Origin of the sequence: Streptomyces sp. YS415 (genome assembly GCF_023544665.1) — a bacterium.
Lineage (GTDB): Bacteria > Actinomycetota > Actinomycetes > Streptomycetales > Streptomycetaceae > Streptomyces.
The window spans coordinates 301893-324628 of record NZ_JAMJFL010000004.1; the positions used below are offsets into that span (position 1 = coordinate 301893).

Genomic DNA, 22736 nt, shown 5'->3' on the forward strand with positions numbered 1-22736 from the left:
CCCGGCTCAACCACCCACCCGGCGCGTCACGTTCAGCAGGTACTCCTTCCGGTCGAGCGGGTTGTGGTCGGTGCGGGCCCGCTCGGGGACCGCACCGCGGGTGACCGGCGCGTAGTGGTCGAAGGCGCTCTCCAGCTCGCCCTCGCCCCGGGTGAGCCCCGGCAGCCGCTGCTCCAGCCCGTGCACCCGGGCCGCGGGCACCGCGCCCTCCAGGACACAGGCCGCCCCGCGGGTCTCGGTGGACCCCGGCACCGCGCCGAGCGCGGCCAGCACCGGCAGCAGGGCGCCGAGGGTGTCCGCCGGGGCCTCGATGCGGAAGCGGTGCATCGGCTCGTGCACCCGGGTGCCCGCCCGGCGCAGCGCCTCGATCAGGACCAGCGGGGTCAGGCCGCGGAAGTCGTAGCCGGTGCTGGACATGCTCTTGTCGAAGCCCTGGTGGGCGTGGCTCTGCCGGGGCGAGTAGCCGCAGTGCGTCATGGTGACCGCGCAGTCGGGGATCCGCCAGCCGTGCAGGCCCTCGCCGAGGGTCTCGCGGACGGTGTCCTCGACGGCCTTGAAGAAGGCGTACGGCATGGAGCCGAGCTCCACCTCCAGGGCGAAGGTGACGCCGGTTCCGGGCGGGGCGGGGTCGACGCGCAGGCCGACCGTCGCGAGGAAAGGGTTGGCGTCCTTCTTGTTGAACTCGACGGCCGCCCCCGGCCCCACGGGCCGCTCGATGCACAGCGGGGTCGTCTCCCGGAAGGTGACCTCCAGGCCGTAGTCGTCGGCGAGCGTGGCCTGGACGACCTCCTTCTGCACCTCGCCGTAGAGCGAGACCGAGGTCTCCCGGCGCATCTCGTCGTGGCGCAGGCCGATCAGCGGGTCCTGTTCTGCGAGCTGGGTGAGCGCGACATGCAGGGCCCCCGGGTCGGTGCCCGGTGCCGGCACGACGACCGTCTCCAGGGTGGGCGGGGCGAAGAAGTGGCTCTCCGCCGAGCGGGGCCGCCCGAGCGCGTCGCCGATCCTGATGTCGGCGAGGCCCCACAGCTTGGCGATCCGGCCCGCGGGAACCTCGTCGCGGCGCACCTCGCCGCCGTGCTCGAAGACGCCGGCCGCGGTGACCTTGCCCTCCCGGCGGGCAGCGCCGAACAGGACGGGGCCGCGGACGCGGAGAGTGCCGGAGAACATCCGGGCATAGGCGACCTTCTCCCCCGCCGGGCCGCGCTCCACCTTGAAGACGGTGCCCGAGACCGGACCCCGGGGGTCCCCCTCGGCAGGGGGCAGCAGCTCCTTGATTCCGCTGATCAGCGCGTCCACGCCCGCACCGGTCACGGCCGAGCCGAAGTACACCGGGTGGACGAGGCACTGCCGGGTCTGGTCGAGGAGGGCGGCGCGCAGGCGGTCGTCGCCGACGGTGTCCTCGACGTACGCGGTGAGCAGGTCGTCGTCGTGGTCGGCGAGCGCGTCGAGCGCGGACGGGCCGAGCCCCGGCGTGAACCCGGCCGCGCGGGTGCCGAGCCCGGCGGCGCGCCCCATCGGTGCCACGGCGATGCCCAGCCGCCGGGTGAGCGCCCGCAGCAGCTCCCGCTCCCGGGCCCCGCGCCGGTCGATCTTGTTGACGAAGATCAGGGCGGGGATGCGCAGCCTGCGCAGGGTCCGCATCAGGACCCGGGTCTGCGCCTGGACCCCTTCGACGGCGGAGACGACGAGGACGGCCCCGTCGAGGACGCCGAGCACCCGCTCCACCTCGGCGATGAAGTCCGGATGGCCTGGGGTGTCGATGAGGTTGACCGTCACGTCGTCGACGGGGAAGGAGACGACGGCGGACTTGATGGTGATCCCGCGCCGGCGCTCCAGCGCCAGGGTGTCGGTCCGGGTGGTGCCGGCGTCGACGCTGCCGATCTCGTCGGTGACCCCGGCCGCGTGCAGCAGCCGCTCGGTCAGGCTGGTCTTACCGGCGTCGACATGGGCGAGGATTCCGAGGTTGAGCAACGGCACGAAGCGTCATGTCCTTCGATGAGGGGGTGATTCCTTCCTGGGGGGACATGAACGCAGTGCGCATGGAAGCTCCTCGTGGTGCGGCGTCGGCTCCCGTGCAGTGCAGCAGCAACGGGCCCGCACCGGCAATGGATTAACGTTCAACGACCTCTGGCGGGGTACCCGGTCCGGCAAGGGCGAAAGGAGCCGGCCATGCGTGACCTGTTTCCGGTGCTGGGCGCCTGGTACGCGGCGGGATCGCCCTTCGGTCTGGCCACGGTCGTCGCCACGAGCCGCAGCGCGCCGCGCGATCCGGGGGCCGCGATGGCCGTGGGCCCGGGCGACGAGGTCGTGGGCAGTGTCTCGGGCGGCTGCGTCGAGGCAGCGGTGTTCGAGCTGGCGCAGGAGGTGGTGGCGAGCGGCGAGGCGCGCCTGGAGACCTTCGGCTACAGCGACGAGGACGCCTTCGCGGTGGGGCTGACCTGCGGCGGCGAGATCACCCTGCTCGTCCGTCCGGTGACGGCCGCCCTCGATGCGTCCTTCGGCGCGGTCGCGGAGTCCGTCGCCGCCGGCGAACCGGTCACCGTGGCCTCGGTGACCGACGGGCCCGCGCCGCGCGGGGCAACCCTTGCGGTCTGGCCCGACCGGGTCCTCGGCACCCTGGGCGCGGCGGGCCTGGACGCGGCGGTCACCGCGGACGCGCGCGGCGAACTCGCCCTCGGGGTCACCGGCCTGCGCCACTACGGGCCGCACGGCGAGCGCCGCGAGGACGCCGTCACCGTCTTCCTGCACTCCTTCGCGCCACCGCCGCGGATGCTGGTCTTCGGCGCGATCGACTACGCGGCCGCCGTCGCCCGGATCGGCGACTTCCTCGGCTACCGGGTCACCGTCTGCGACGCCCGCCCCCTCTTCGCGACCCCGAAACGCTTCCCCGAGGGCGTGGAGGTCGTCGTGGACTGGCCGCACCGCTATCTGAACGGCACGGACACCGACGGCCGCACGGTGATCTGCGTGCTCACCCACGACCCCAAGTTCGACGTGCCGCTGCTGGAGGTGGCCCTGCGCAGGCCCGCGGCCTACATCGGGGCGATGGGCAGCCGCCGCACCCACGACGACCGGGCGCGCCGGCTGACCGCGGCCGGACTGAGCGGCGCCGAACTGTCCCGGCTGCGCTCACCGGTGGGACTCGACCTGGGCGCCCGTACGCCCGAGGAGGTCGCCGTGTCGGTCGCCGCCGAGATCGTCGCCCTGCGCTGGGGCGGCACCGGCGCCCCGCTGACCGCGACGCAGGGGGCGATCCACGCGGCGCCCTGACGCACCGCCCGGGACCGCCCGGCGTCAGCGCGGTGGCAGGCGGTGCAGTTCCACGTCCGTGAGGGAGCCGTCGGTGACCGTCGCCGTGAGGTAGGTGCAGTGCGGCTGGCGGCGGCGGTCGGTCGGGGAGCCCGGGTTGAGCAGGCGCAGCCCGGTGGGCGCGGTGGTGTCCCAGGGGATGTGACTGTGCCCGAACACCAGCACGTCCAGGTCGGGGAAGCGGGCGGCGCAGCGCGCCTCGCGGCCCTGGGCGGGGCCGGTCTCGTGGACGACGCCGAAGCGCAGGCCGCCGAGGTCGGCGCGGGCCACCTCGGGGAGCCTGGCGCGCAGTTCGGGGCCGTCGTTGTTGCCGTACACCGCGATCAGCCGGCGGCTGCGGCTCTCCAGCAGGTCGAGGGTGGCCGCGTCGACCCAGTCCCCGGCGTGGATCACCACGTCGGCGTCCGGGAGTTCGGCGAGGAGCGGACCGGGGAGTGCGCGGGCGCGCTTGGGCAGGTGAGTGTCGGACATCAGCAGCAGACGCACCCCGCCAGCCTACGGCTCGGGCCGGGCGGAAGGTGGCAAGCGACGGGGAGCGGGTTAGCATCGGGAGGCGCACCGTGCCGCACCCAGCAGACGCAGGCGAACACCCGAGGGGACTTGGAGCGCGATGCCGGTCAAGGTCAGCGTCATCGTTCCCGTGTACAACCCGGGGGCCTACATCGAGGACTGCATCTCCTCGCTGCTGCGGCAGTCCCTGCCGCCCGATACCTATGAAGTGATCTTCGTCGACGACGGCTCCACCGACGACACGCCCGGGCGGCTCGACGAGCTCGCCGCCGCGGACCCCCGGGTGACGGTCGTGCACCAGGAGAACTCCGGCTGGGCGGGCAAGCCCCGCAACGTCGGCATCGCCGCCTCGCGCGGCGAGTACGTGATGTTCGTGGACAACGACGACCACCTCGGCGACGAGGCCCTCGAGCGGATGTACGACTACGGCGTGGCGAACGGCGCCGATGTCGTCGTCGGCAAGATGGCCGGCCAGGGCCGCGGAGTGCCGGTGGAGCTGTTCCGCCGCAACCATCCGCGGGCCACCGTGGAGAGCGCGCCGCTGATCGACAGCCTCACCCCGCACAAGATGTTCCGCCGCGCCTTCCTGGACCGCATCGGCCTGCGCTTTCCCGAGGGCCGGCGGCGCCTGGAGGACCATGTCTTCGTCACCGAGGCCTTCCTGCGGGCGGACAACGTCTCGGTCCTCAGCGACTACGTCTGCTACTACCACGTGCGCCGGGACGACGACGCCAACGCCGGCTTCCAGCGCTTCGACCCGGTCGGCTACTACAAGAACCTGCGCGAGGCGCTGGACGTCGTCGAGCGCTACACCGAGCCGGGTCCGCTGCGCGACCGGCTCTTCCGCCGCTGGCTGCGGGTGGAGATGGTCGAACGGATGCGCGGCAAGCGGCTGCTGGCCATGCCCCCCGACTACCGCAGGGAGCTGTTCCGGGAGATCCACTCCGTGGTCGTCGAGCGGTTCGGGCCCGGTGTCGCGGCCGGACTGCAGCCCACGCAGCAGGTCGTGGCCGCGCTGATCGCCGCCGACCGCTACGACGACGTGGAGGCGTTCGCCGAGTGGGAGGCGGGCATCGTCCTCAAGGCCGTTCCGGAAGGGATCGAGTGGGCGGACGGCACGCTGCAGGTCTCCTTCGCCGCGGAGTACCACGCGGGCGGGGCGCCGCTGACGTTCGGCGCGAGAGGCGGCGGCGATCCGCTCCAGGCGCCGCCGAAGGACGTCACCGAGGCCATCGCCTGGGTGGGCGCCGACACCGTCTCCCGGTTCGGCTCCGCGACCGCGGACCTGCTGCTGCGCCGGCGCTCCGATGCCGCCCAGTACTTCCAGCCGGTGCAGTTCACCCGGGAGACCGTGCCGACCGAGGACCCGGGTCGCTTCCGGCTGATGCTGCGGGCCACGGCCACCGTGGACCCGGCGGCGGCCGCCGAGGGCGCGCCGCTGGCCGGCGGACTGTGGGACGCCGTGGTCCGGGTCAAGCTGGGCGGCTGGACCAAGGAGTGCCGGCTCGCCCCGGCCCCGCGCGCCGAACGCCCCACGGTGCCGGCCGGAGTCGTCGCCGGGCGGGTGGTGCTGCCGTACTGGACCGCGCGGCACCTCTCGCTCGCCCTGGACGTCGACCGCGCGAGCCGCACCCTCGGACTCGGCCGGGTAGTGCCCGAGTCGGTCACCGCCACCGACGACCGGCTCAGCGCCCCGGTGCCGCTGTACGTGCCGCACGCCACGGACGTGCTGGTGCGGCTGACCGCGCGGGGCAGGGCACTGGACGCGAACGGCACGCTCTCCCCGGCGCCCGACGGCTCCGGAGCGCTGCTGACGGCAGCTCTGCCCGCCCTGGTGATGGGCGGTGCGACCTGGCGGGCCGCGCTGGTCCCGGCCCCGGACGCGGCCCAACAGCGGGTTCTGGCGCTGCCGTTCGCGCTGCGCGCCGGCGCGCACGGGGTGCAGGTGCGGCGCACTCCCCGGCCCGGGGTGCTGCGCCGGCTGGGACGCAAGGCGAAGGTCCTGCTCAGGGCCCGACGGAGGTGACGGAGTGCGCTCACTGGGGATCGACGGTGCCTGGCTGCTGGAGCCCAAGGTCTTCCCCGACGACCGGGGCACCTTCCACGAGTGGTACCGGGGCGAGGAGTTCCGCGAGGCCACCGGCTACGACCTGACCCTCGCGCAGGCCAACTGCTCCGTCTCCCGGCGGGGCGTGGTGCGCGGGGTGCACTTCTCCGACGTGCCGCCGGGCCAGGCCAAGTACGTCACCTGCGTGCGGGGCGCCGTGCTGGACGTCGTGGTCGATCTGCGCACCGGTTCCCCGGCGTTCGGCCAGTGGGAGGCGGTCCGCCTCGACGACGACACCCGGCACGCGGTGTTCCTCGCCGAGGGCCTCGGGCACGCCTTCATGGCCCTCACCGACGACGCCACCGTCATCTACCTGTGCTCCACCGGCTACGCCCCCGACCGCGAGCACGGCGTGCACCCGCTCGACCCCGACCTGGCCCTGCCCTGGCCCGAGGGCGTGGAGCCGGTGCTCTCCCCCAAGGACGCCGAGTCGCCGTCCCTGGCCCATGCCCTGCGCACCGGCCTCCTGCCGTCCTACGAGGACTGCGCCACCCACTACAGAAGCCTGCGACAGGGGTAGCCCCGGTCCACGACCGGAACTCCAGCCTCCCGCGAGCGGGGTGCGGCACCGTCCGGAGCGGTGTGTCGGCCCATTCCCAGTGAGGAGGCGGGGCGCGATGACGAGCTCCATCGGTGAGTCGTACGACCCCCTCGGCACGCATCTGCAGGACCCGTACCCCTTCTTCGCGCTGGCGCGGGAGCAGGAGCCGGTCTTCTACTCCGAGGTGCTGCGGGCCTGGGTGGTGACCCGGTTCGACGACGTGCGCACGGTGCTGCAGCGGCACGAGACGTTCTCCACGGCGAACGCCCTGCGCTCCCCGCTCCCGCTGCATCCGGACGCGCTCGCCGTGCTGCAGCGCGGCTTCCCGCCGTCCTCCGCCATCATCAACGTCAGCGGCGACCGACATCTGAAGGTGCGGGCGCCGCTCGCCAAGCGGCTCGGCACGGACGCCGTCGCGGTGCTGGAGCCGGAGATCCGCAAGCGGGCGACGGCACTCGTCGACGCCCTGGCGGCGGACGGCTCGGCCGAGCTGATGAGCCAGTACGCGCGCGTGCTGCCCGTGGAGACCATCAGCGACATGTGCGGCATCGACGCGGCGGACCGGGCGATGATCCGGGACGGCGCCTATGCCTGCGTCGCGGTCATCACCGGCGGCGCCTCCCGCGAGGAAGAGGTCGCGGCGGCCGAGCTGTTCCTGGAGTTCCAGCAGGTCATGGCGCGGTATGTGCGCGAGCGCAGGGACCGTCCGGGCACGGACGCCTTCAGCGAGATCGCCGGTGTGCTCGCGCCCCCGGGGCCGATCGACGACGAGCAGCTCGCCGAGCTGGTGTGGACGTTCATCGGGCTGATCACCGCCGGGCACTCGACCACCACCGCCCTGCTCGGCAACGGCCTGTGGCACCTGCTCTCCCACCCCGAGCAGTGGGAACTCCTCTGCCGCCGGCCCGAGTTGATCCCGGGCGCCGTGGAGGAGATCGCCCGCTACGACACCCCCGTGCACGCCTTCTTCCGGGTGACCACCCGCGACGTGACCCTCGGCGGGCGGACCCTGCCGGAAGGGGCCGACGTGGTGGCGCTCTACAGCGCGGCCAACCGGGACCCCGAGGAGTTCGAGCAGCCCGAGACGTTCGACATCACCCGCCGGATGACCCGGCACCTGACCTTCGGCCACGGCGTGCACGCCTGCGTGGGCGCCCGGCTGGCCCGGCTCCAGCTCGCGGTGACGCTGGAGGCCCTGACCACCCGGCTGCCGGGACTGCACCTGGCGCCGGACAGCGAGGTCCGCATGGCACGGCAGTTCGTCGACCACGCCCCCGTCGCCCTGCACGTCGCCTGGTGACGACGCCCGGCCCGAAGGGACACACGGCAGTGACCGACAGCGCATCGCACCCGACGCACCCCCGGCCGGCCCCCGCGCCGGCCGGTGCCGAGGACCAGGCCCGCGCCCTGCAGCTGGTGCACGGCTACATGGCCTCCCAGGCCCTCGGCGCCGCCGTCCGCCTGAACCTCCCGGACGTGCTCGCCGAGAGCCCGAAGAGCTGCGCCGAACTGGCCGCGGCCACCGCCACCGACCAGGACGCGCTGCGCCGCCTGCTGCGGGCCCTGGAGACACTGGGCCTGGTGGAACGCCCCGACCGCACCGACCGGTTCGCGCTCACTTCCTTCGGCCAGGTCCTGCGCTCCGACGCCGACGCCCCGGCCCACGCGCTCGCCGACCTGTTCACCTCCCCCGCGGTCTGGCGGCCCTGGGGCGAGCTGCACCACAGCGTGCGCACCGGCACCACGGCGTTCGAGGCGGTCTTCGGCATGCCGGCCTTCGCCTACATCGGCCAGCAGCCGGAGCTGTCCGCCCTGTTCAACAAGGCGATGGCGGAGACGGCTCAGGGCGCTGCCGACGTGGTGGCGGCCGGCTACGACTTCTCCGGCTTCCCCACGGTCGTGGACGTCGGCGGCGGCAACGGCACCCTGCTCGGGGCCCTGCTCACCGCGCACCCCGGCAGCCGGGGCGTGCTGTTCGACACGCCGACCGGGGTGCGGGAGGCCGCCAAGGTGCTCGCGGACGCCGGAGTCGCCGACCGCTGCGAGATCGCCACCGGCGACTTCTTCACCGCCGTACCGGGCGGGGGCGACGCGTACGTCCTCAAGAGCGTCATCCACGACTGGGACGACGACCGGGCGCGCACCGTGCTGCGGCGCTGCCGCGAGGCCATGCCCGGCCACGCGAAGCTGCTCCTCGTCGAGCCGGTCCTGCCGGCCGAGAACGGTCCCGCGGCCGAACTCAGCGTCGTCCTGAGCGACCTGAACATGCTGGTCATGGCCGGTGGCCGGGAACGCACCGAGGCGGAGTACGCCGCCCTGCTCGACTCCGCGGACCTCGAACTGACCGCCGTGGGCGCCCCCTTGGCCCCCACCCACTTCCAGGTGCTGGAGGCGGCGCCCCGCTGATCAGCGGCCGGTGAGGTCCTCCAGGGCGCGCCGCAGCGGCTCCCAGCCCCGGGAGCGTCGTACGCCGATGTTCCTGGCGCGGGCCAGCGGGCGCCAGAAGGACGCGCCCAGCAGGGCCTCGGGCCGTACCGCTCCGGTGCGGTCCAGGATCGTCTCCGGCACCTTCTGCGGGTCGGGCACGTCGTACTCGGCGACGATCTCGTCGTACCGGTCGCGCAGCACGGTGTTGTGCGGGTCGGCGCCGAACACGACGAGCTGTCCGGTCGGCTGGGTGTCGACCAGGACGGTCACCAGGTCGGGGCGGTGGCGGGCGAGGATCTCGCGCAGCTTGTAGACGTCGCCGGTCCAGGCGCCGGTGTGGCGGTCGCGGGCCGCCTCGTCGGTGTTGCGAGGCAGCATGTCGTCGAAGACGATCACGCTGGCCCAGTCGGAGTACTTCTCCACGTTGATGAAGTCCCGCAGCGCGTACTCGAACAGGTGCATGCCGTCGATGAACGACAGGTCGAGGGTGGTGCGCCGCCAGTGGCCGACCGGGCTGCGGCCACGGCGCAGGTTCCGGACCGGATGCCGGCCGCCCTTGAGGTGGGCGAGGGGATTGGCGCGGGCGAAGAAGTCGTCGCTGGTGGCCTTCACCAGGTGGACGTCGCAGCGGATCTCCGTGACCACCTTGAACGCGGGGTCGATCGCGATGCTCGGCACCCGGGACAGTCTCAGGCTGCGACCGTCGTTGACGCCGATCTCCAGGTAGTTGCGGTTGGCGGTGACCTTGTGCAGTTCCTTCAGGAACTCATGGCGTTTCACGAAGGGGACTCCTTGCGGATGCGGGGAAGTGCCTCGTGCAGGGCGGTACGCCAGTCGCGCAGCGGCGGCAGGCCGAGGCTCTGCCAGCGGTCGTGCGCGAGGGCGCTGTACTCGGGGCGCGGGGCGGGCCGCGGCTGGGGCGTGGTGTCGGTGGGGCGCACTCGCGCGGGATCGGCGCCCAGCAGCCGGAACACCTCCCGGGCCAGCTCGCACCAGGTGGCCTCGCCCGAACTGGTGGCGTGGAAAACGCCGTTGACGTCCGGGCCGATGCGCGGGCCGAGGTCGGCGATGCGGGCGGCGACGTCGGCGCACCAGGTGGGCTGGCCGGTCTGGTTGTCGACGACGTCGACGGTGGGGCGGCTCGCCTCGATGCCGATCATCGTGCGGACGAAGTTCCGGCCGTGGACGCCGTAGAGCCAGGCGGTGCGCACCACCGCGCTCGCGCCCGGCAGTTCCTCCCGCACCGCCCGCTCCCCGGCGAGCTTGGTGCGGCCGTAGGCGGTGCGCGGAGCGGGCGGGTGGTCCTCGGGGTAGGGGGTGGTGCGGCCCTCGCCGGAGAAGACGTAGTCGGTGGAGACGTGGATCAGGCGGGCGCCGTGCGCGGCGCAGGCGCGGGCCAGCAGGCGCGGGCCGTCGCCGTTGACGCGCAGGGCGCCGGCCTCGTCGGACTCGGCGTCGTCCACGGCCGCGTAGGCGGCGCAGTTGACGACGATCTCCGGGCGATGCGCGGCGAACGCCCGCTGCACGGAGGCGGGTTCGGTGATGTCCAGGGCGCTGTGGCCGAGGCCGGTCACGTCGGCGCCGCGCCCGCGCAGTTCGGCCACGACGTCGTGACCGAGCATCCCGCCCGCGCCGGTGACCAGCCACCTCATCCTCGCTCCTCCGCCATGCGTCGTTTGAGCGGTTCCCACCATGCCCGGTGCTCCCGGTACCAGTCGACGGTGGCGGCCAGCCCGGTGCGGAAGTCGTGCCGGGGACGGTAGCCGAGTTCGGTGCGGGCCTTGCTCCAGTCGACGGAGTAGCGCAGATCGTGTCCCTTGCGGTCCTCGACCCTCGTCACCCGGTCCCAGCCCGCCCCGCACGCCTCGAGGAGCAGTCCGGTGAGTTCCTTGTTGCTCAGCTCGGTGCCGCCGCCGATGTTGTAGACCTCGCCGGGCCGGCCCTTGGTGCGCACGAGTTCGACGCCGCTGCAGTGGTCGTCGACGTGCAGCCAGTCGCGGACGTTGAGGCCTTCGCCGTAGAGCGGGACGGGGTGGCCGTCGAGGAGGTTGGTGACGAAGAGGGGAATGACCTTCTCGGGGAACTGGCGCGGGCCGTAGTTGTTGGAGCAGCGGGTGACCCGCACGTCCAGGCCGTGGGTGCGGTGGTAGGCCAGGGCGAGCAGGTCGGAGGAGGCCTTGGAGGCGGAGTACGGCGAGCTGGGCCGCAGCAGGTACTCCTCCGTGGAGGAGCCGGTCTCCACCGAGCCGTACACCTCGTCGGTGGAGATGTGCACGAAGGTGGCGACGCCGCCGCGCAGCGCGCCCTCCAGCAGGGTCTGGGTGCCCACCACGTTGGTCAGCACGAAGTCGGACGCCCCGCTGATCGAACGGTCCACATGGGACTCGGCGGCGAAGTGCACCACCTGGTCGGCCTGGGCGGTGAGCTTGCCGACGAGTTCGGCGTCGCGGATGTCGCCCTGCACGAACTCCATGCGCGGATGGTCCAGCGGGAGGTTGTCGAGGCTGCCGGCGTAGGTCAGCTTGTCCAGCACGGTGATCCGCGGCGCGTCGGGCGCCTCGGCGGCGAGCAGCATGCGGACGTAGGCCGAGCCGATGAACCCGGCGGCACCGGTGACGAGGAGGTTCATGTGTGGATCTGCACCTTGCTGTGGTCGCCGAGGACGAAGCGGTGGGCACTGGGGACGTGGTGCGCCGGAGTCACCTCCGCGTGCCGGCCGATCAGGGAGGACTCGATGCGGCCCACTCCGGCGATCGAGGAGTCCCGCAGCACGATGGAGAACTCCAGCTCGCTGTCGGTGATCCGGCAGTTCTCGGCGATGGAGGTGAACGGGCCGACATAGGAGTTGGCGACGAGGGATCCGGCGCCGATGACGACAGGACCGACGATGCGGGAGTTCACGATCCGCGCACCCTCCTCCACGATCACCCGGCCGATCGTCTCGGACACCTCGTCGACCTCGCCGTCGATCCGCCGGTCGATCCCTTCCAGGACCGTCCGGTTGACCTCCAGCATGTCGTCGACGTTCCCGGTGTCCTTCCAGTAGCCCTTGATCACCGTGCACCGGACGTCGGCGCGGGTGTCGATGAGGCGCTGGATGGCGTGGGTGATCTCCAACTCGCCGCGCCAGGACGGCTCGATGGCGCGCACCGCCTCATGGATCGCGGGGGTGAAGAGGTAGACGCCGACCAGCGCGAGATCGCTCTTGGGGTGCTCGGGTTTCTCCTCCAGGCCCACCACCTGCCCCGCGCCGTCCAGTTCGGCCACGCCGAAGGCGCGGGGGTCGGGGACGCGGGTGAGCAGGATCTGGGCGTCGGGACGGTTGCGGCGGAACTCCTCGACGAGGGGACGGATGCCGCCGACGATGAAGTTGTCGCCGAGGTACATCACGAAGTCGTCCTCGCCGAGGTAGTCCCGGGCGATCAGCACCGCGTGGGCCAGGCCCAGCGGGCGTTCCTGAGGGATGTAGGTGACCTGGAGACCGAACTTGGAGCCGTCGCCCACCGCGTCCTGGATCTCCGCGGCGGTGTCGCCGACGATGACCCCGACCTCGGTGATGCCGGCTTCGGCGATGGATTCCAGCCCGTAGAACAACACAGCCTTGTTGGCAACCGGGACCAGCTGTTTGGCCGATGTGTGGGTGATCGGCCGCAGCCGTGTGCCGGCTCCGCCGGACAGCACGAGAGCCTTCATCTGGTTCACCATAGCGTCGATCCGGCGTAACCGGACGGTCAGGTGTTGGGCCGGGCCACACTGATGTCACCGAGCGCCGACTCCGGGTCGCGCTCCATGGCGAGGTCCCCGAGCGAGACGATCCCCACGGGACGGCCGTCGTCGACGACCGGGATACGGCGTACGGCGTGCTCGCGCATCAGCCCCACCGCGATGTCCAGGTCCTCGTCGGGCCCGACGGTCACGAGGTCGTCGCTGCACGCTCCGGCCACGGTGGTCTGCTCGGGGTCACCGCCCTCGCAGACGGACCTGACCACCAGGTCGCGGTCGGTCACCAGGCCGCGCAGCCGGTCGTCGTCGACCACCAGGACGGCTCCGAGGTCCTCGTCGCGCATGAGGCGGGCCACCGACGCCACGGAGGTCTGCGGGGCCACGGCCGCCGGGGCGGCGGTCATGATGTCACGGACGTGCTGGGTCATGACGTACTCCTTCGTCGAAGGGCCGTGAACCTCCGGGTACCCAGACTCAGCGGTTCAGCTGGAACTCGCTCCAGACCTGTTTGCCGCCGCTGACCGGGAGGGTGCCCCAGGCATCCGACATGGCCTCCACCAGGAGGATGCCGCGGCCCCCGGTGGCCTCCCAGCCGATGCTGGTGGGCTTGACCGGGCTGCGCGGCGAGGTGTCGGCGACGGCGATCCGCAGCCGGCTGTTGACCAGCGCGAGGTCGAGGCGGACCGGTCCCTCGGTGTGCACGAGGGCGTTGGTGACGAGTTCGGAGACCACCAGGAGGACGGCGTCCCGGTCGCCGGTCAGGCCCCAGGAGCGCAGGGCGCGCCGGGTGAAGCGGCGGGCGTGGCCGACCGCCTCGGGCACCCGCCACACGGTCCAGCTCTCGCGCAGCGGGCGCAGCGCCATCCCGTCGTAGCGCATCAGCAGCAGGGCGACGTCGTCGCTGCGGCGGGCGTTGCCGAGGAGGGCATCGGCGACCAGGCCGAGGTGGGAGGGGTCGGCGGCGGCCAGTTCGCGGGCGAAGCGGTCCATGCCGGCGTCGATGTCGGCCTCGACCGACTCCACCAGCCCGTCGGTGGTCAGCGCGATCAGGGTGCCGGGCCGGATCCTGAGCGGGCTCATCGGGAACTCGGCCTGCTTCACCACCCCGAGCGGCGGACCGCCCTCGGCCTCGGCGATGTCCGTGGTGCCGTCCGGATGCCGCAGCACCGGCGGGAGGTGCCCGGCGCGCACCGCCCAGGCGGTGCCCTCCTCCAGGTCGACGTCGACGTAGGCGCAGGTGGCGAAGAGGTCGGTCTCCAGCTCCATCAGCAGCCGGTTGGCGTGCGAGACCACCACGTCGGGCGGGTGGCCCTCGGCGGCATAGGCGCGCAGGGCGGTGCGCATCTGGCCCATCAGGGTGGCGGCGGCCGCGCTGTGGCCCTGTACGTCGCCGATGACGAGGGCGACGTGGTTGTCGGGCAGCGGGATCACGTCGTACCAGTCGCCGCCGAGCTCGAGCCCCGCGGTGCTCGGCAGATAGCGGGCGACGGCCTTCGCGCCGGGCAGCCGGGGCAGCCTGCGCGGCAGCAGCTGGCGCTGGAGCATGCCGACGAGCTCGTGCTCGGCGTCGAAGGCGTGGGCGCGCATCAGGGCCTGCCCGGCGAGGCCCGCGGAGGCGGTGAGCAGGGCACGCTCGTCGGGGCCGAAGTGGTGCGGGGCGTCCCAGCCGATCAGGCAGGCGCCCGCCATCCGGCCCCCGGCGGGCAGCGGCAGGACCGCCAGACCGCCGGGGCCGACCTCGGCGAGGGCGGGTTCCAGGGCAGTGCCGGCGGGCCAGATCTGGGCGCGGCCCTCGCGCAGGGCGGTGGCGAGGGTGGGCATCGCGCGCAGCGGCGCGTCGGGCCACTCGGTGCGCCACTCCAGGCGCCACAGCTCGGGCCAGGACTCCGGCGCGGGCGGGTCCAGGACGGTGACCACGAGCCGGTCGTTCTCCAGCTCCGCCAGCGCGATCCGGTCGGCGCGCAGCGGGGCACGCAGGGCGGCGACCACGGCGTGGCTGACGTCGCGGACCGTGCCGGCGGTGGCCAGGGCGGCCGCCAGGCGCTGCACGCGGGCCACGTCGGTGACGTCGGAGCGCAGCTTGGAGGCGTCGGCGACGGTGCCCGCCAGCCGGGCCGGCCGGCCCTCCCCGCCGGGCACCAGCCGCCCGCGCAGCCTGAGCCATTTGGGCGGGCCGGCCGGCTGGAGCACCCGGAACTCCAGCTCCCGGTCGCCGATGGACATGTGGTCGGCCTCCACCACGGACATCAGCGAGGGCAGGTCCTCCGGCACGGTCAGGCCCAGCAGCGTCTCCACCTTGCCGTCGAAGTCGTCCGGGGCGATCGCGAACAGGTCCAGGATGTCGTCGCCGACCTCCACGCGGCCGGTGTCCATGGCGAGGCTGAAGGCGTTGGAGGCCAGCTCGCCGCCCTCGGCCCGTGGGACGGGCACCGGATAGGCGAGGGCGCGGGCGATCAGATCCAGACAGTGGCGGTCCTCGGCGTCGAACCCGTCGGGACGCTCGCTCACCGCGACCAGACAGCCGCCGCCGTCCTGGCCCCGGGCGGGCAGGACCGCCAGATGGAAATCGCCCGCCGTCGCCCGCCGGGACTGGGCCCGCTCGGCGAGCTCCTTCGGCCCGAGGAAGGCGGGCCGCCCGGTGTGGTGGGCGTCTGCGACCACGGAACCGCCAGTGGCGGCGTAGCTGTCGCGCAGGCCGTACTGGATGCGCGGGACGCCGGCCCACTCCACCAGGCACAGCAGCTCGCCGTCCTCGGTCAGCGTGTACACGGCCGCGAGAGAGGCGTGGGCGAAGACGAGCGCCTGCTCCAGGATGCGGCGCAGCCGGTCGGGGGCGTCGGGCGCGTCTCCGACCGTGGTGAGGGCATCGTCGGCACGCTGCCTGCGCGATCTGCGTCCCGTCCCGTCCTCACCGCCCACGTTGGCCATTACAGCGCTTATGAGACACCGGCGCAGCCCCTGTGACCGCTCCACGGCCGTACGGCCCCAAGGCTCGGACGTCGGCGGGGCCACTTCTCGACGCCCCGGCACCCCGGCCCGGAGACGCCCACCTGGGTGAGACGGGACCTGGACATCTCCGGGCCGCGACTGCCGGCCCCGCACCCGGGTGGCCTGCGCACCACTCGTACGCACGGAACGGTGCGCGTGTAAATCGCCGATGACGTCTCCGCGGGCCGCGGATCCCCGCCTCAGCGCTGGACGTCGTTCCAGTGCCCTACCAGATCGCGGTAGAGAGCCGACCGTACGAGCAGGTCCTCGTGGGTACCGTACTGGGCGCGAGTGCCGTCCAGGACGAGGATCCGGTCCGCGCGCAACGCCGAGGACAACCGGTGGGCGACGACGACCAAGGTCCCGGGCCGGGCGTGCAGGGCGTGTTCGGCCCGTGCCTCCGCGACCGGATCCAGGTGGCAGGTCGCCTCGTCGAGCAGCAGCAGCGGGGCGGCGCAGAGGTGGGCGCGCGCGAGGGCGATGAGCTGCCGTTCGCCGAGTGACAGGTCGTCCGGCCGGACCTGTCCGTCGAGCCCGCCGACGCGCTCGACCAGCCGTTCGAGGGCGAGGGCCCGTACGGCGTCGTCGACATCGGACGGGCGGGCGTCGGGTCGCAGGTAACGGAGGTTGTCCCGCAGGCTGCCCGTGAAGACGTACGCCTCCTGGGGGATCAGTGTGCGCAGGGCGGCGAGTTCGGACGGCGGGAGGCAGCCGACGGGCCGGCCGGAGAGGAGCACCTCGCCCCGGTCCGGCGCCAGCAAGCCCGCCGCGACCTGCAGCAGAGTCGACTTGCCGATGCCGCTCGGACCGACCACCGCGATGTGCTCCCCGTTCTCGACGGTCAGGTCCAGCGCGTCGAGGACGGCACGGGCGCCCGGGCCGTACGCGGCTCGGACACCGCGCAGCTGCAGCGCCGCCGTCGCCGGAGCCGCAGGGGTGTGTCCGTGTGCGCCGGGCGCGGCGGCCGGAGGTGCCGCGAGGGTGGCGGACGGGACGGGGAGCGGCCCGGTGAGCCGGTCGAGGATGACGAAGAGACGCGCCCCCGCGGCACCCAGGACGGTCATCAGCGTGTGCAGGGCCGGCAGCAGCGCCTGGAGGACGTAGGTGAGCGCGCCCACGAGCGCCCCGGCCGTCACTCCCTGGCGCACCAGCCACGGTGTCGCGGCCAGGAGCAGGAACACGGGCAACTGCCCCGCCGTCGCCACGGAGAGCGTACGGACCGCCGCCCAGCGGGCCATGGCGCGCTGGGCGGCGGCGGCCTCCTCGACCGCACGGCGGTTCCGTGCGGCCGTCGGCTCCTGGGCGCCGCACGCGACGATGTCGCGCAGGGCGGTACGGGTGATCTCCGCGCGCCGTCCCACGGCCTCGTCCGCGTCGAGGTAGCGGTGCTGGGCCCGTGCCATGGGACGCAGCGAGGCGGTGAACAGGGCGACGCCCAGCACGAGCGGCGGGAGGACCACGAGGAGGAACTGCGGCGCGAGGGACACCAGGCCGACCAGGGCTCCGGCGGCGACGAAGACGAAGGAGCGGGCCGCGAGCACCAGCCCGGCGAAGCTGTCCCGGGCGATCTCCGTCTGGCTCGTCAGCCGGGAGACCGCGGTGGTGTCCACGGTCCCGCCCCCGGCGGTGGCCGCGCGCAGCGCACGCACGACCGAGCGACGGACCAGGTGATCCCGCAACGGTTCGGTGAGATGCGGGAGTTGGGCGAAGACTCCGCGGACGACCGGCGCGCCGAGCAGGATGACCACGGCCGCCGCCGTGAGCCACAGCAGACCGGTGGCGGTGCTGCCCCGCAGGAATCCGTCGTCCAGCGACCGGGCCACGCAGTAGCCGCCGAGGAAGGTCTGCGCCGACTCGGCCGCGGACCATGCCGCCAGTCTGGCCAGGACGCGCTTACGGCGTCCGAGGAACGTACGCCCCGAGGCCATGATCCGCCGGGACGTCCGGCCGGTGACCGGTCCCGGGTCGGCGGAGGTCGTCCCGGCCGCCACCGGGCCCGGCGCCGGCCCGGGGCCTCCCGTGGCCGGCTGGGGCTTCGGGCGGGGAGCCGGTCCGCTTCCTTCCGCGCCCGGGTGGGGCTTCGGGCCCGTCGTTGTCCGGCCCGTCCTCGCCGCGGACGTCATGTGCCGCTCCCGGCGTCGTCGTGGGCGGGCCGCCCGGCAGGAGGGGTGTCCTGCGCGACCGCCGCTCCCGGAGCCACCGCCTGACTCTCGGCCCTCCCCGGGGGCACCGGAGACGACTCGGCCAGGAACACCGCGCGGTAGTCCGGGTCCTCCCAGAGCAGGCGGTGCGGTGCGCATCTGCGTACTCGTCCCGCCTCCAGCCAGACCACCTGGTCCGCGCGGGCCGCCGTGGAGACCCGGTGGGCCACGACGAGCTTGGTGCACGGCCGCAGCGACGAGGCGAGCGCGAGTTCCACCTGCCGCTCCGTCGCGGTGTCCAGGCTCGACGTCGCGTCGTCCAGGATCATCAGCCGCCCGGCGCCGATGAACGCCCGCGCCAGGCCCAGGCGTTGACTCTCGCCGCCGGAGAGTGGCGCGTCGGCCAGGGGAGTGTCGTACCCCTGGGGGAGAAGGCCGATGAAGGAGTCGGCGCTCGCGGCCACCGCGGCGTGACGGACCTTCTCCGCCCCCTCCTCGGCGCTGCGCGCGGTGGGCCCGCGCCCTGCGGCGATCGCGCGGCGGACCGTGGGCGTGGCGCCGCTGTCGAAGGCGGGACGCGCGAAGGCGTAGGCCGTCGCCCCGCGCAACTGCGGGCGGGCCAGCTCGGCCAGGTCCGTCCCGTCCAGGAGAACGCGCCCCTCGTCGGGGTCCGTCAGCCGGCCCGCGACGGCGGCCAAGGTGGACTTCCCGGCGCCGGAGCGGCCCACGACGGCGACCGTCGAACCGCCGTCGATCGCGAGCGTCACGTCCGTGAGCAGCGGGACGCCGTCGCGCACCACCCCCACCCCCCTCAGTTCCAGCCGGCCGGGCCCGTCGGCCGGCAGGGCGGCGAGGCCATGGGCCATGGGGGGCAGATCGGCGAGTGCGGCCGTACGGCGGCCCGCGTTGCGGGCGCGGACCAGCGTGCCGAGCGGTGCCGCGATGCCTCCGATTCCCGCGGCGAGGGCGGCGTACCGCGAGGCGGCGAGCAGATCGCCGACGCTGAGCTGTCCGGCGGCCAGCCTGGCCCCGGCCACTGCCACGACGGCCGTGGTGAGCAACGGAAGTAGGACGCCGCTGCGTGCCACCGCGCGGCCGTGGACGAGCCACATGCGGGTGCCGTACCGCGTCATGTCCTCCAGCGGGGCGAGGATGCGTTCCTCCTCGCGGCGCGCCGTGTGGGCGGCGGCGATGGTACGCGCGCCGCTCAGCGCCTCGGTGAGCCGGGCGGCGATGGCTCCCTGCGCCTGCTGGTACCGGCCGACCGAGTCGGACGACTGGTGCGCGAACGTCCGCAGCAGCATCAGGAGCAGCGGCAGGCCGGCCGCGAAGACGACGGCGGTCCAGGGGTCGATCAGGGCCAGGGCGACGAGGGCGCCGGCCGGGACGAGGACGGAGGTCACCGAGGTCGCGAGGGCGGCCGGGGCGGCGCCGCTGTCCGAGGCGTTGACGCACAGCCGGGCGGCGACCTCGCCGCCCGAGTACGGTGCGGCCCGGTGGGGGGCCGTGCCCAGCAGACCGGTCAGCGCGCGGAGGCGGACCCAGGCGGTGGCGCGGGCGGTGGTGAGCTGTGTCAGCAGGACCGAAGCGGTCTCCAGCAGGACTTCCGCAGCGAGCAGTACGGCGGCCCAGGCCAACCACGTACCCGCGGCGGGTTGGTGATGCAGCAGCAGGTCCAGCGTGCGGCCGGCCACCGCCGGGACGGCGAGCGCGCAGGCCGCACCGGCGACCGAGCAGACGAGAAGCGCCGCTGTGCTGCCGGCGGTGTGCCGTGCGGCGCCGCGCAGCAGCCGGTCGGACCCGGTCGGGGAGGCCATCCGATGCCCTTTCTCCTGACGAGTGCGCCAGGCACGACCGTCGCGGTCGGCCCGGCCCGGGCTCCCGCGCCGCCCGCCGCGGCGGCCGGTGGCGCGATGACCGGTGCCCCGGGAGCTGGGCTCCCGGGGCACCGTGACTACGCGCCGGCGCCTCGACGGACCGTTCGCGGAGCCGGATCAGGTCAGTTACAGGTCGTCACGCTGAGGCTGCTGTCGCCGCAGAGGAGCAGGCTCGCGCGGCTGCCGGTCTCGACGTCGCCGATGGCCTCGTCCTTGGGGGTCTCCAGCGACTGCAGGTCGAACAGGTTCATGATCGTTTCCTTTCGTTAGGGGACGATGGTGCTGTGCGACCCCGAAAGTGGGGCCGGTTCATGGGCCCGCCGGAGCGGCGGGAGGAAGGGCAGCTGCGCCGGGCGGTCGCCCAGGGCTGCCGAGAGGGCCAGCAGGACGCCCGCCGTGCCGGTGGCGAGGTCCATCGAGAGCCGCATCATCTGTTCGCCGGGGAAGGCGAGGTGGCCGTCGTAGGACATGGCGTGCCAGGTCAGGCAGCCGACCTGGCGGCGTACGTCCTCGGGCGCCGTGCCGGGCCCGTCGGCGTGGGTGCGGGCGAGGTGCAGGACCATGCCCGCGACGCCGCGGAAGAGGCCCGGCTGGGCGTAGAAGGTGGCCTGCGCCGCCTGCACGATGTCGCGCCGGGCTTGGTCGAGATCCTCGTCGTGGCGGTGGAGGAGGTAGTCGTCGATCACCATGCCGATGCCCACGCTGCCGGCGCCGAGGTACGGCATCGTGCGCCAGCCCTCGTCGACCTGCAAGGTGCCGGAGACTCCGCGCACGCAGCGGGTGAGGTCGTCGTGGAGCGCTTCGGCGGCGAGGTCGAGGAGCGCGGTGTCCCGGGTGCGTTCGTAGAGCCGTACGAACAGCAGGGCTCGACCCGCCGCACCGTGCAGCAGCCCGGTACGCACCCGGCCCTGCGACGCGGGCAGGGCGGACTGCGTCGACGCACTGGGCGCCCGGGCCGCCAGTTCGGCGCACCTGAGCGCCGCCGCGTGCAGGCCGGACTCGCCGGTGGCGCCGGCGAGGGCGTCCAGGGCGAGGCCCATTCCGGCCGTACCGCCGTAGAGGTCCGACGCGAGCGCGTCGTGGTCCTCTGCGAGGACGAGCTCGGCCAGTTCGAGGGCGGACGCCGTATGGCCGAGTCGCTGGAGGGTCCACGCGATGCCCGTGAGCCCGTCGTAGAAGCCGAGCGGTGTGCCGGACTCGGGCTGCTTGGCGAACCGCAGGAGCCTTTCCTCCGCCGCGGGGATCCGCGCCGCCCCGCTCTCGTGCAGGGCATGGAGGACCCCGGCGGTGCCGTGGCCGACGGACATGCCGCCCCCGGCCGTGGCGAACTGGGCGATGTCGCCGGGGAAGAAGCGGTCCTCCCGGTCGGGCGTGGCGGACGCGAGGATCGCGCGGACCATCGAGTCGCGGCTGTCCGGCCACTGTCCCGGCTCCACGGGCAGGAACGGGACACCGCTGCCGGGCGCGGTCGCACGACGTCCGGGGCCGCGGGAGGGGGCGGCGACGGGCTCCCGCAGGATCTCCCGCACCGCCTCCTCCAGGAAGCCCGGAGGCACAGGGAACTGCGCAGCCGCGACCTCGGCCAGGTGGGCGGCCTTGCCGCGGTCCACGGCGAGCAGACTGGTGAGCGGGACGAACAGGGCGATCCGCAGGCAGGCGAGGGCGTACCGGTCCACGTCGAAGCCGCGCCGGTCGGCGGGTGCGACGAACGCCGGGTTGGCGACGGTCTGCCGCCCGCCCTCCGCCGCCGGCTGGGCCGCCTCGAAGTCCAGGAGCACCACGGAGCTCTCGTCCTCGGAGACCATGATGTTGAACAGATGCAGGTCGTTGAAGACGATCCCCCGGGCGTGCACCGCGGCGACGGCCTGCTCGACCAGACCGTGGATCCGCAGGGCCCAGTCCGTGTACTCGGCCAGCCGCTCCGCCGGGGGGTCGGACTCCATCAGCGGATGCCTGCGGGCGAAGAACGTGTTGAGCGGGCGGCCCTCCACGAACTCGAGGACCAGGAAGTGATGGTCACCGACGGTGAAGCTGTCGAGGACCTCCGGAGTGCAGGCGAGCCCGGACAGCTGTTCCAGCGCGGTGCGTTCGCGGTGCAACCGGGTCACGGCGTCCGCCCCGTCGGCGGCCAGGCCGGCGTACGGGCGCGCCTCCTTGAGGACGACCCGCCGTCCGGTCTCGCGGTGCCGCGCCTCGTACACGCCCCCGCCGTTGGAGAAGTGCAGGGCCTTGTCGATCTCGTACGGCATCTCCCCCACCGTCACCGCGGCTCTCGCGTCGAGGTGCGGTCGCAGGAACGGCGGAGGAGTGACCCAGTCGGGCACCCGGAAGACGGGCCCGCGCCGGTCGGGCACGAGGGTGCCGGAGCCGTCCTCCATGGCCGGCCGCAGCTCACCGTGCTCGTCGTAGCAGTGGCGGCGGGTGAAGCTGCCGTACCGCAGGTGCACGGGGCCCTTCCCCCAGCGAAGGTCGCTGAGGATGTACGGGCCCGGCTCGCCGTCGAGCAGCCGCGCGAGGTCGGTCGCCAGGCGCTCGCACTGCTCGTCGTCGGCCGGGTAGACCGTGATGAACTTGCCACTGGCCGCCCGGTCGGCGTACTTGGCGTTCCGCTGGTGCAGCAGGTACCGGCTCGGGACGAACTTGAACGCCACCTCGTGCCGCAGGCAGTACTCCCGGACCGTTGCCAGGACCCGCTCCGCGTTGTCGAGACAGGCCGCGACGTGGATCTTCCAGCCCTGCGACGGGAGCGTGCAGCCCACCGGACGCAGGGCGAGCCAGTCACCCGTGCGATGGCTGGTCCACCCTTCGGGCACGGGGAGGGTGGCGGCCGGGTAGAGGGACTCGCCCGCTCCGTCGGCGAAGACGAGACGGTGCGGCGCGTCGTAGAAGTGACGGTCGGCGTCGCAGAAGACCGCGTACCCCTTGTTCACAACGCACTCCCTCGGTCGGTGACGGAAATGACGTTGTCACGGGCCGGGAGGGCCCCAACAGTCGCCGCTGTCACCTCTCGCCCATGCAGTACGCACGGGTAACCGAGGCCGCGTGCACCCGGGAGGGTCGTTCGGCGTGGGGTGGGCGGCTCGCGCTGGACGCGGTCAGCGCCTAGCGGTAGG

17 protein-coding genes are annotated in these 22736 nt (G+C 73.6%); 5 read left to right on the forward strand and 12 right to left on the reverse strand.

The window, feature by feature from the left end; translation table 11 throughout:
- Window positions 1-6 precede the first annotated feature (6 nt).
- Window positions 7-1977, reverse strand: a complete 1971-nt coding sequence (locus M8H82_RS07725) for a translation factor GTPase family protein (protein WP_250071721.1) — start codon at window positions 1975-1977, stop codon at window positions 7-9.
- 192 nt (window positions 1978-2169) lie between these two features.
- Here M8H82_RS07725 and M8H82_RS07730 point away from each other — a divergent pair, with 192 nt between their 5' ends.
- Complete coding sequence (locus M8H82_RS07730; protein ID WP_250071722.1) at window positions 2170-3270, forward strand: XdhC/CoxI family protein; 1101 nt, start codon at window positions 2170-2172, stop codon at window positions 3268-3270.
- Window positions 3271-3294: 24 nt separating this feature from the next.
- On the opposite strand, the gene M8H82_RS07735 is transcribed toward M8H82_RS07730, so the two are convergent.
- Window positions 3295-3795, reverse strand: a complete 501-nt coding sequence (locus M8H82_RS07735; protein ID WP_250071723.1) for a metallophosphoesterase — start codon at window positions 3793-3795, stop codon at window positions 3295-3297.
- A gap of 124 nt (window positions 3796-3919) precedes the next feature.
- On the opposite strand from M8H82_RS07735, the gene M8H82_RS07740 reads away from it, so the two are divergent.
- From M8H82_RS07740 to M8H82_RS07755, 4 genes are all read left to right on the forward strand, one after another.
- The gene (locus tag M8H82_RS07740; RefSeq protein WP_250071724.1) at window positions 3920-5845 is read left to right on the forward strand and encodes a glycosyltransferase family A protein; all 1926 of its coding nucleotides are present in this window, start codon (window positions 3920-3922) and stop codon (window positions 5843-5845) included.
- Window positions 5846-5849: 4 nt separating this feature from the next.
- Window positions 5850-6446, forward strand: coding sequence for a dTDP-4-dehydrorhamnose 3,5-epimerase (gene rfbC / locus M8H82_RS07745; RefSeq protein WP_250071725.1), 597 nt, complete (start codon window positions 5850-5852; stop codon window positions 6444-6446).
- 97 nt (window positions 6447-6543) lie between these two features.
- Window positions 6544-7767 carry a cytochrome P450 gene (locus tag M8H82_RS07750; protein ID WP_250071726.1) on the forward strand — a complete coding sequence of 408 codons (1224 nt, stop codon included), beginning with the start codon at window positions 6544-6546 and terminating at the stop codon, window positions 7765-7767.
- 29 nt (window positions 7768-7796) lie between these two features.
- On the forward strand, window positions 7797-8873 hold the full coding sequence (locus M8H82_RS07755) for an acetylserotonin O-methyltransferase (protein WP_250071727.1): 1077 nt from the start codon (window positions 7797-7799) through the stop codon (window positions 8871-8873).
- Here the strand turns inward: M8H82_RS07755 and M8H82_RS07760 are convergent, their stop codons facing one another.
- From M8H82_RS07760 to lanKC, 10 genes are all read right to left on the reverse strand, one after another.
- Complete coding sequence (locus M8H82_RS07760) at window positions 8874-9674, reverse strand: class I SAM-dependent methyltransferase (protein WP_250071728.1); 801 nt, start codon at window positions 9672-9674, stop codon at window positions 8874-8876.
- The gene (gene rfbD / locus M8H82_RS07765; RefSeq protein WP_250071729.1) at window positions 9671-10546 is read right to left on the reverse strand and encodes a dTDP-4-dehydrorhamnose reductase; all 876 of its coding nucleotides are present in this window, start codon (window positions 10544-10546) and stop codon (window positions 9671-9673) included. The genes M8H82_RS07760 and rfbD overlap by 4 nt, the downstream gene beginning before the upstream one ends.
- Window positions 10543-11523, reverse strand: coding sequence for a dTDP-glucose 4,6-dehydratase (gene rfbB / locus M8H82_RS07770; RefSeq protein ID WP_250071730.1), 981 nt, complete (start codon window positions 11521-11523; stop codon window positions 10543-10545). Before rfbB ends, rfbD begins: the two co-directional genes overlap by 4 nt.
- Entirely contained in the window at window positions 11520-12587 is a 1068-nt protein-coding gene (locus M8H82_RS07775; RefSeq protein ID WP_250071731.1) for a glucose-1-phosphate thymidylyltransferase, read from the reverse strand. The genes rfbB and M8H82_RS07775 overlap by 4 nt, the downstream gene beginning before the upstream one ends.
- A gap of 38 nt (window positions 12588-12625) precedes the next feature.
- Window positions 12626-13045 carry a CBS domain-containing protein gene (locus tag M8H82_RS07780; protein ID WP_250071732.1) on the reverse strand — a complete coding sequence of 140 codons (420 nt, stop codon included), beginning with the start codon at window positions 13043-13045 and terminating at the stop codon, window positions 12626-12628.
- 46 nt (window positions 13046-13091) lie between these two features.
- Window positions 13092-15545 (reverse strand): SpoIIE family protein phosphatase, encoded by a 2454-nt coding sequence (locus tag M8H82_RS07785; protein ID WP_250071733.1) that lies wholly within the window; start codon window positions 15543-15545, stop codon window positions 13092-13094.
- A gap of 260 nt (window positions 15546-15805) precedes the next feature.
- Window positions 15806-17533, reverse strand: coding sequence for an ABC transporter ATP-binding protein (locus M8H82_RS07790; protein ID WP_250071767.1), 1728 nt, complete (start codon window positions 17531-17533; stop codon window positions 15806-15808).
- A gap of 191 nt (window positions 17534-17724) precedes the next feature.
- Window positions 17725-19563: an ABC transporter ATP-binding protein gene (locus M8H82_RS07795; RefSeq protein WP_250071734.1), complete on the reverse strand. Its 1839-nt coding sequence runs from the start codon at window positions 19561-19563 to the stop codon at window positions 17725-17727.
- 182 nt (window positions 19564-19745) lie between these two features.
- Entirely contained in the window at window positions 19746-19874 is a 129-nt protein-coding gene (locus tag M8H82_RS07800; protein ID WP_015037662.1) for a SapB/AmfS family lanthipeptide, read from the reverse strand.
- A gap of 15 nt (window positions 19875-19889) precedes the next feature.
- Window positions 19890-22553: a class III lanthionine synthetase LanKC gene (gene lanKC / locus M8H82_RS07805; RefSeq protein ID WP_250071735.1), complete on the reverse strand. Its 2664-nt coding sequence runs from the start codon at window positions 22551-22553 to the stop codon at window positions 19890-19892.
- Window positions 22554-22736: the final 183 nt, after the last annotated feature.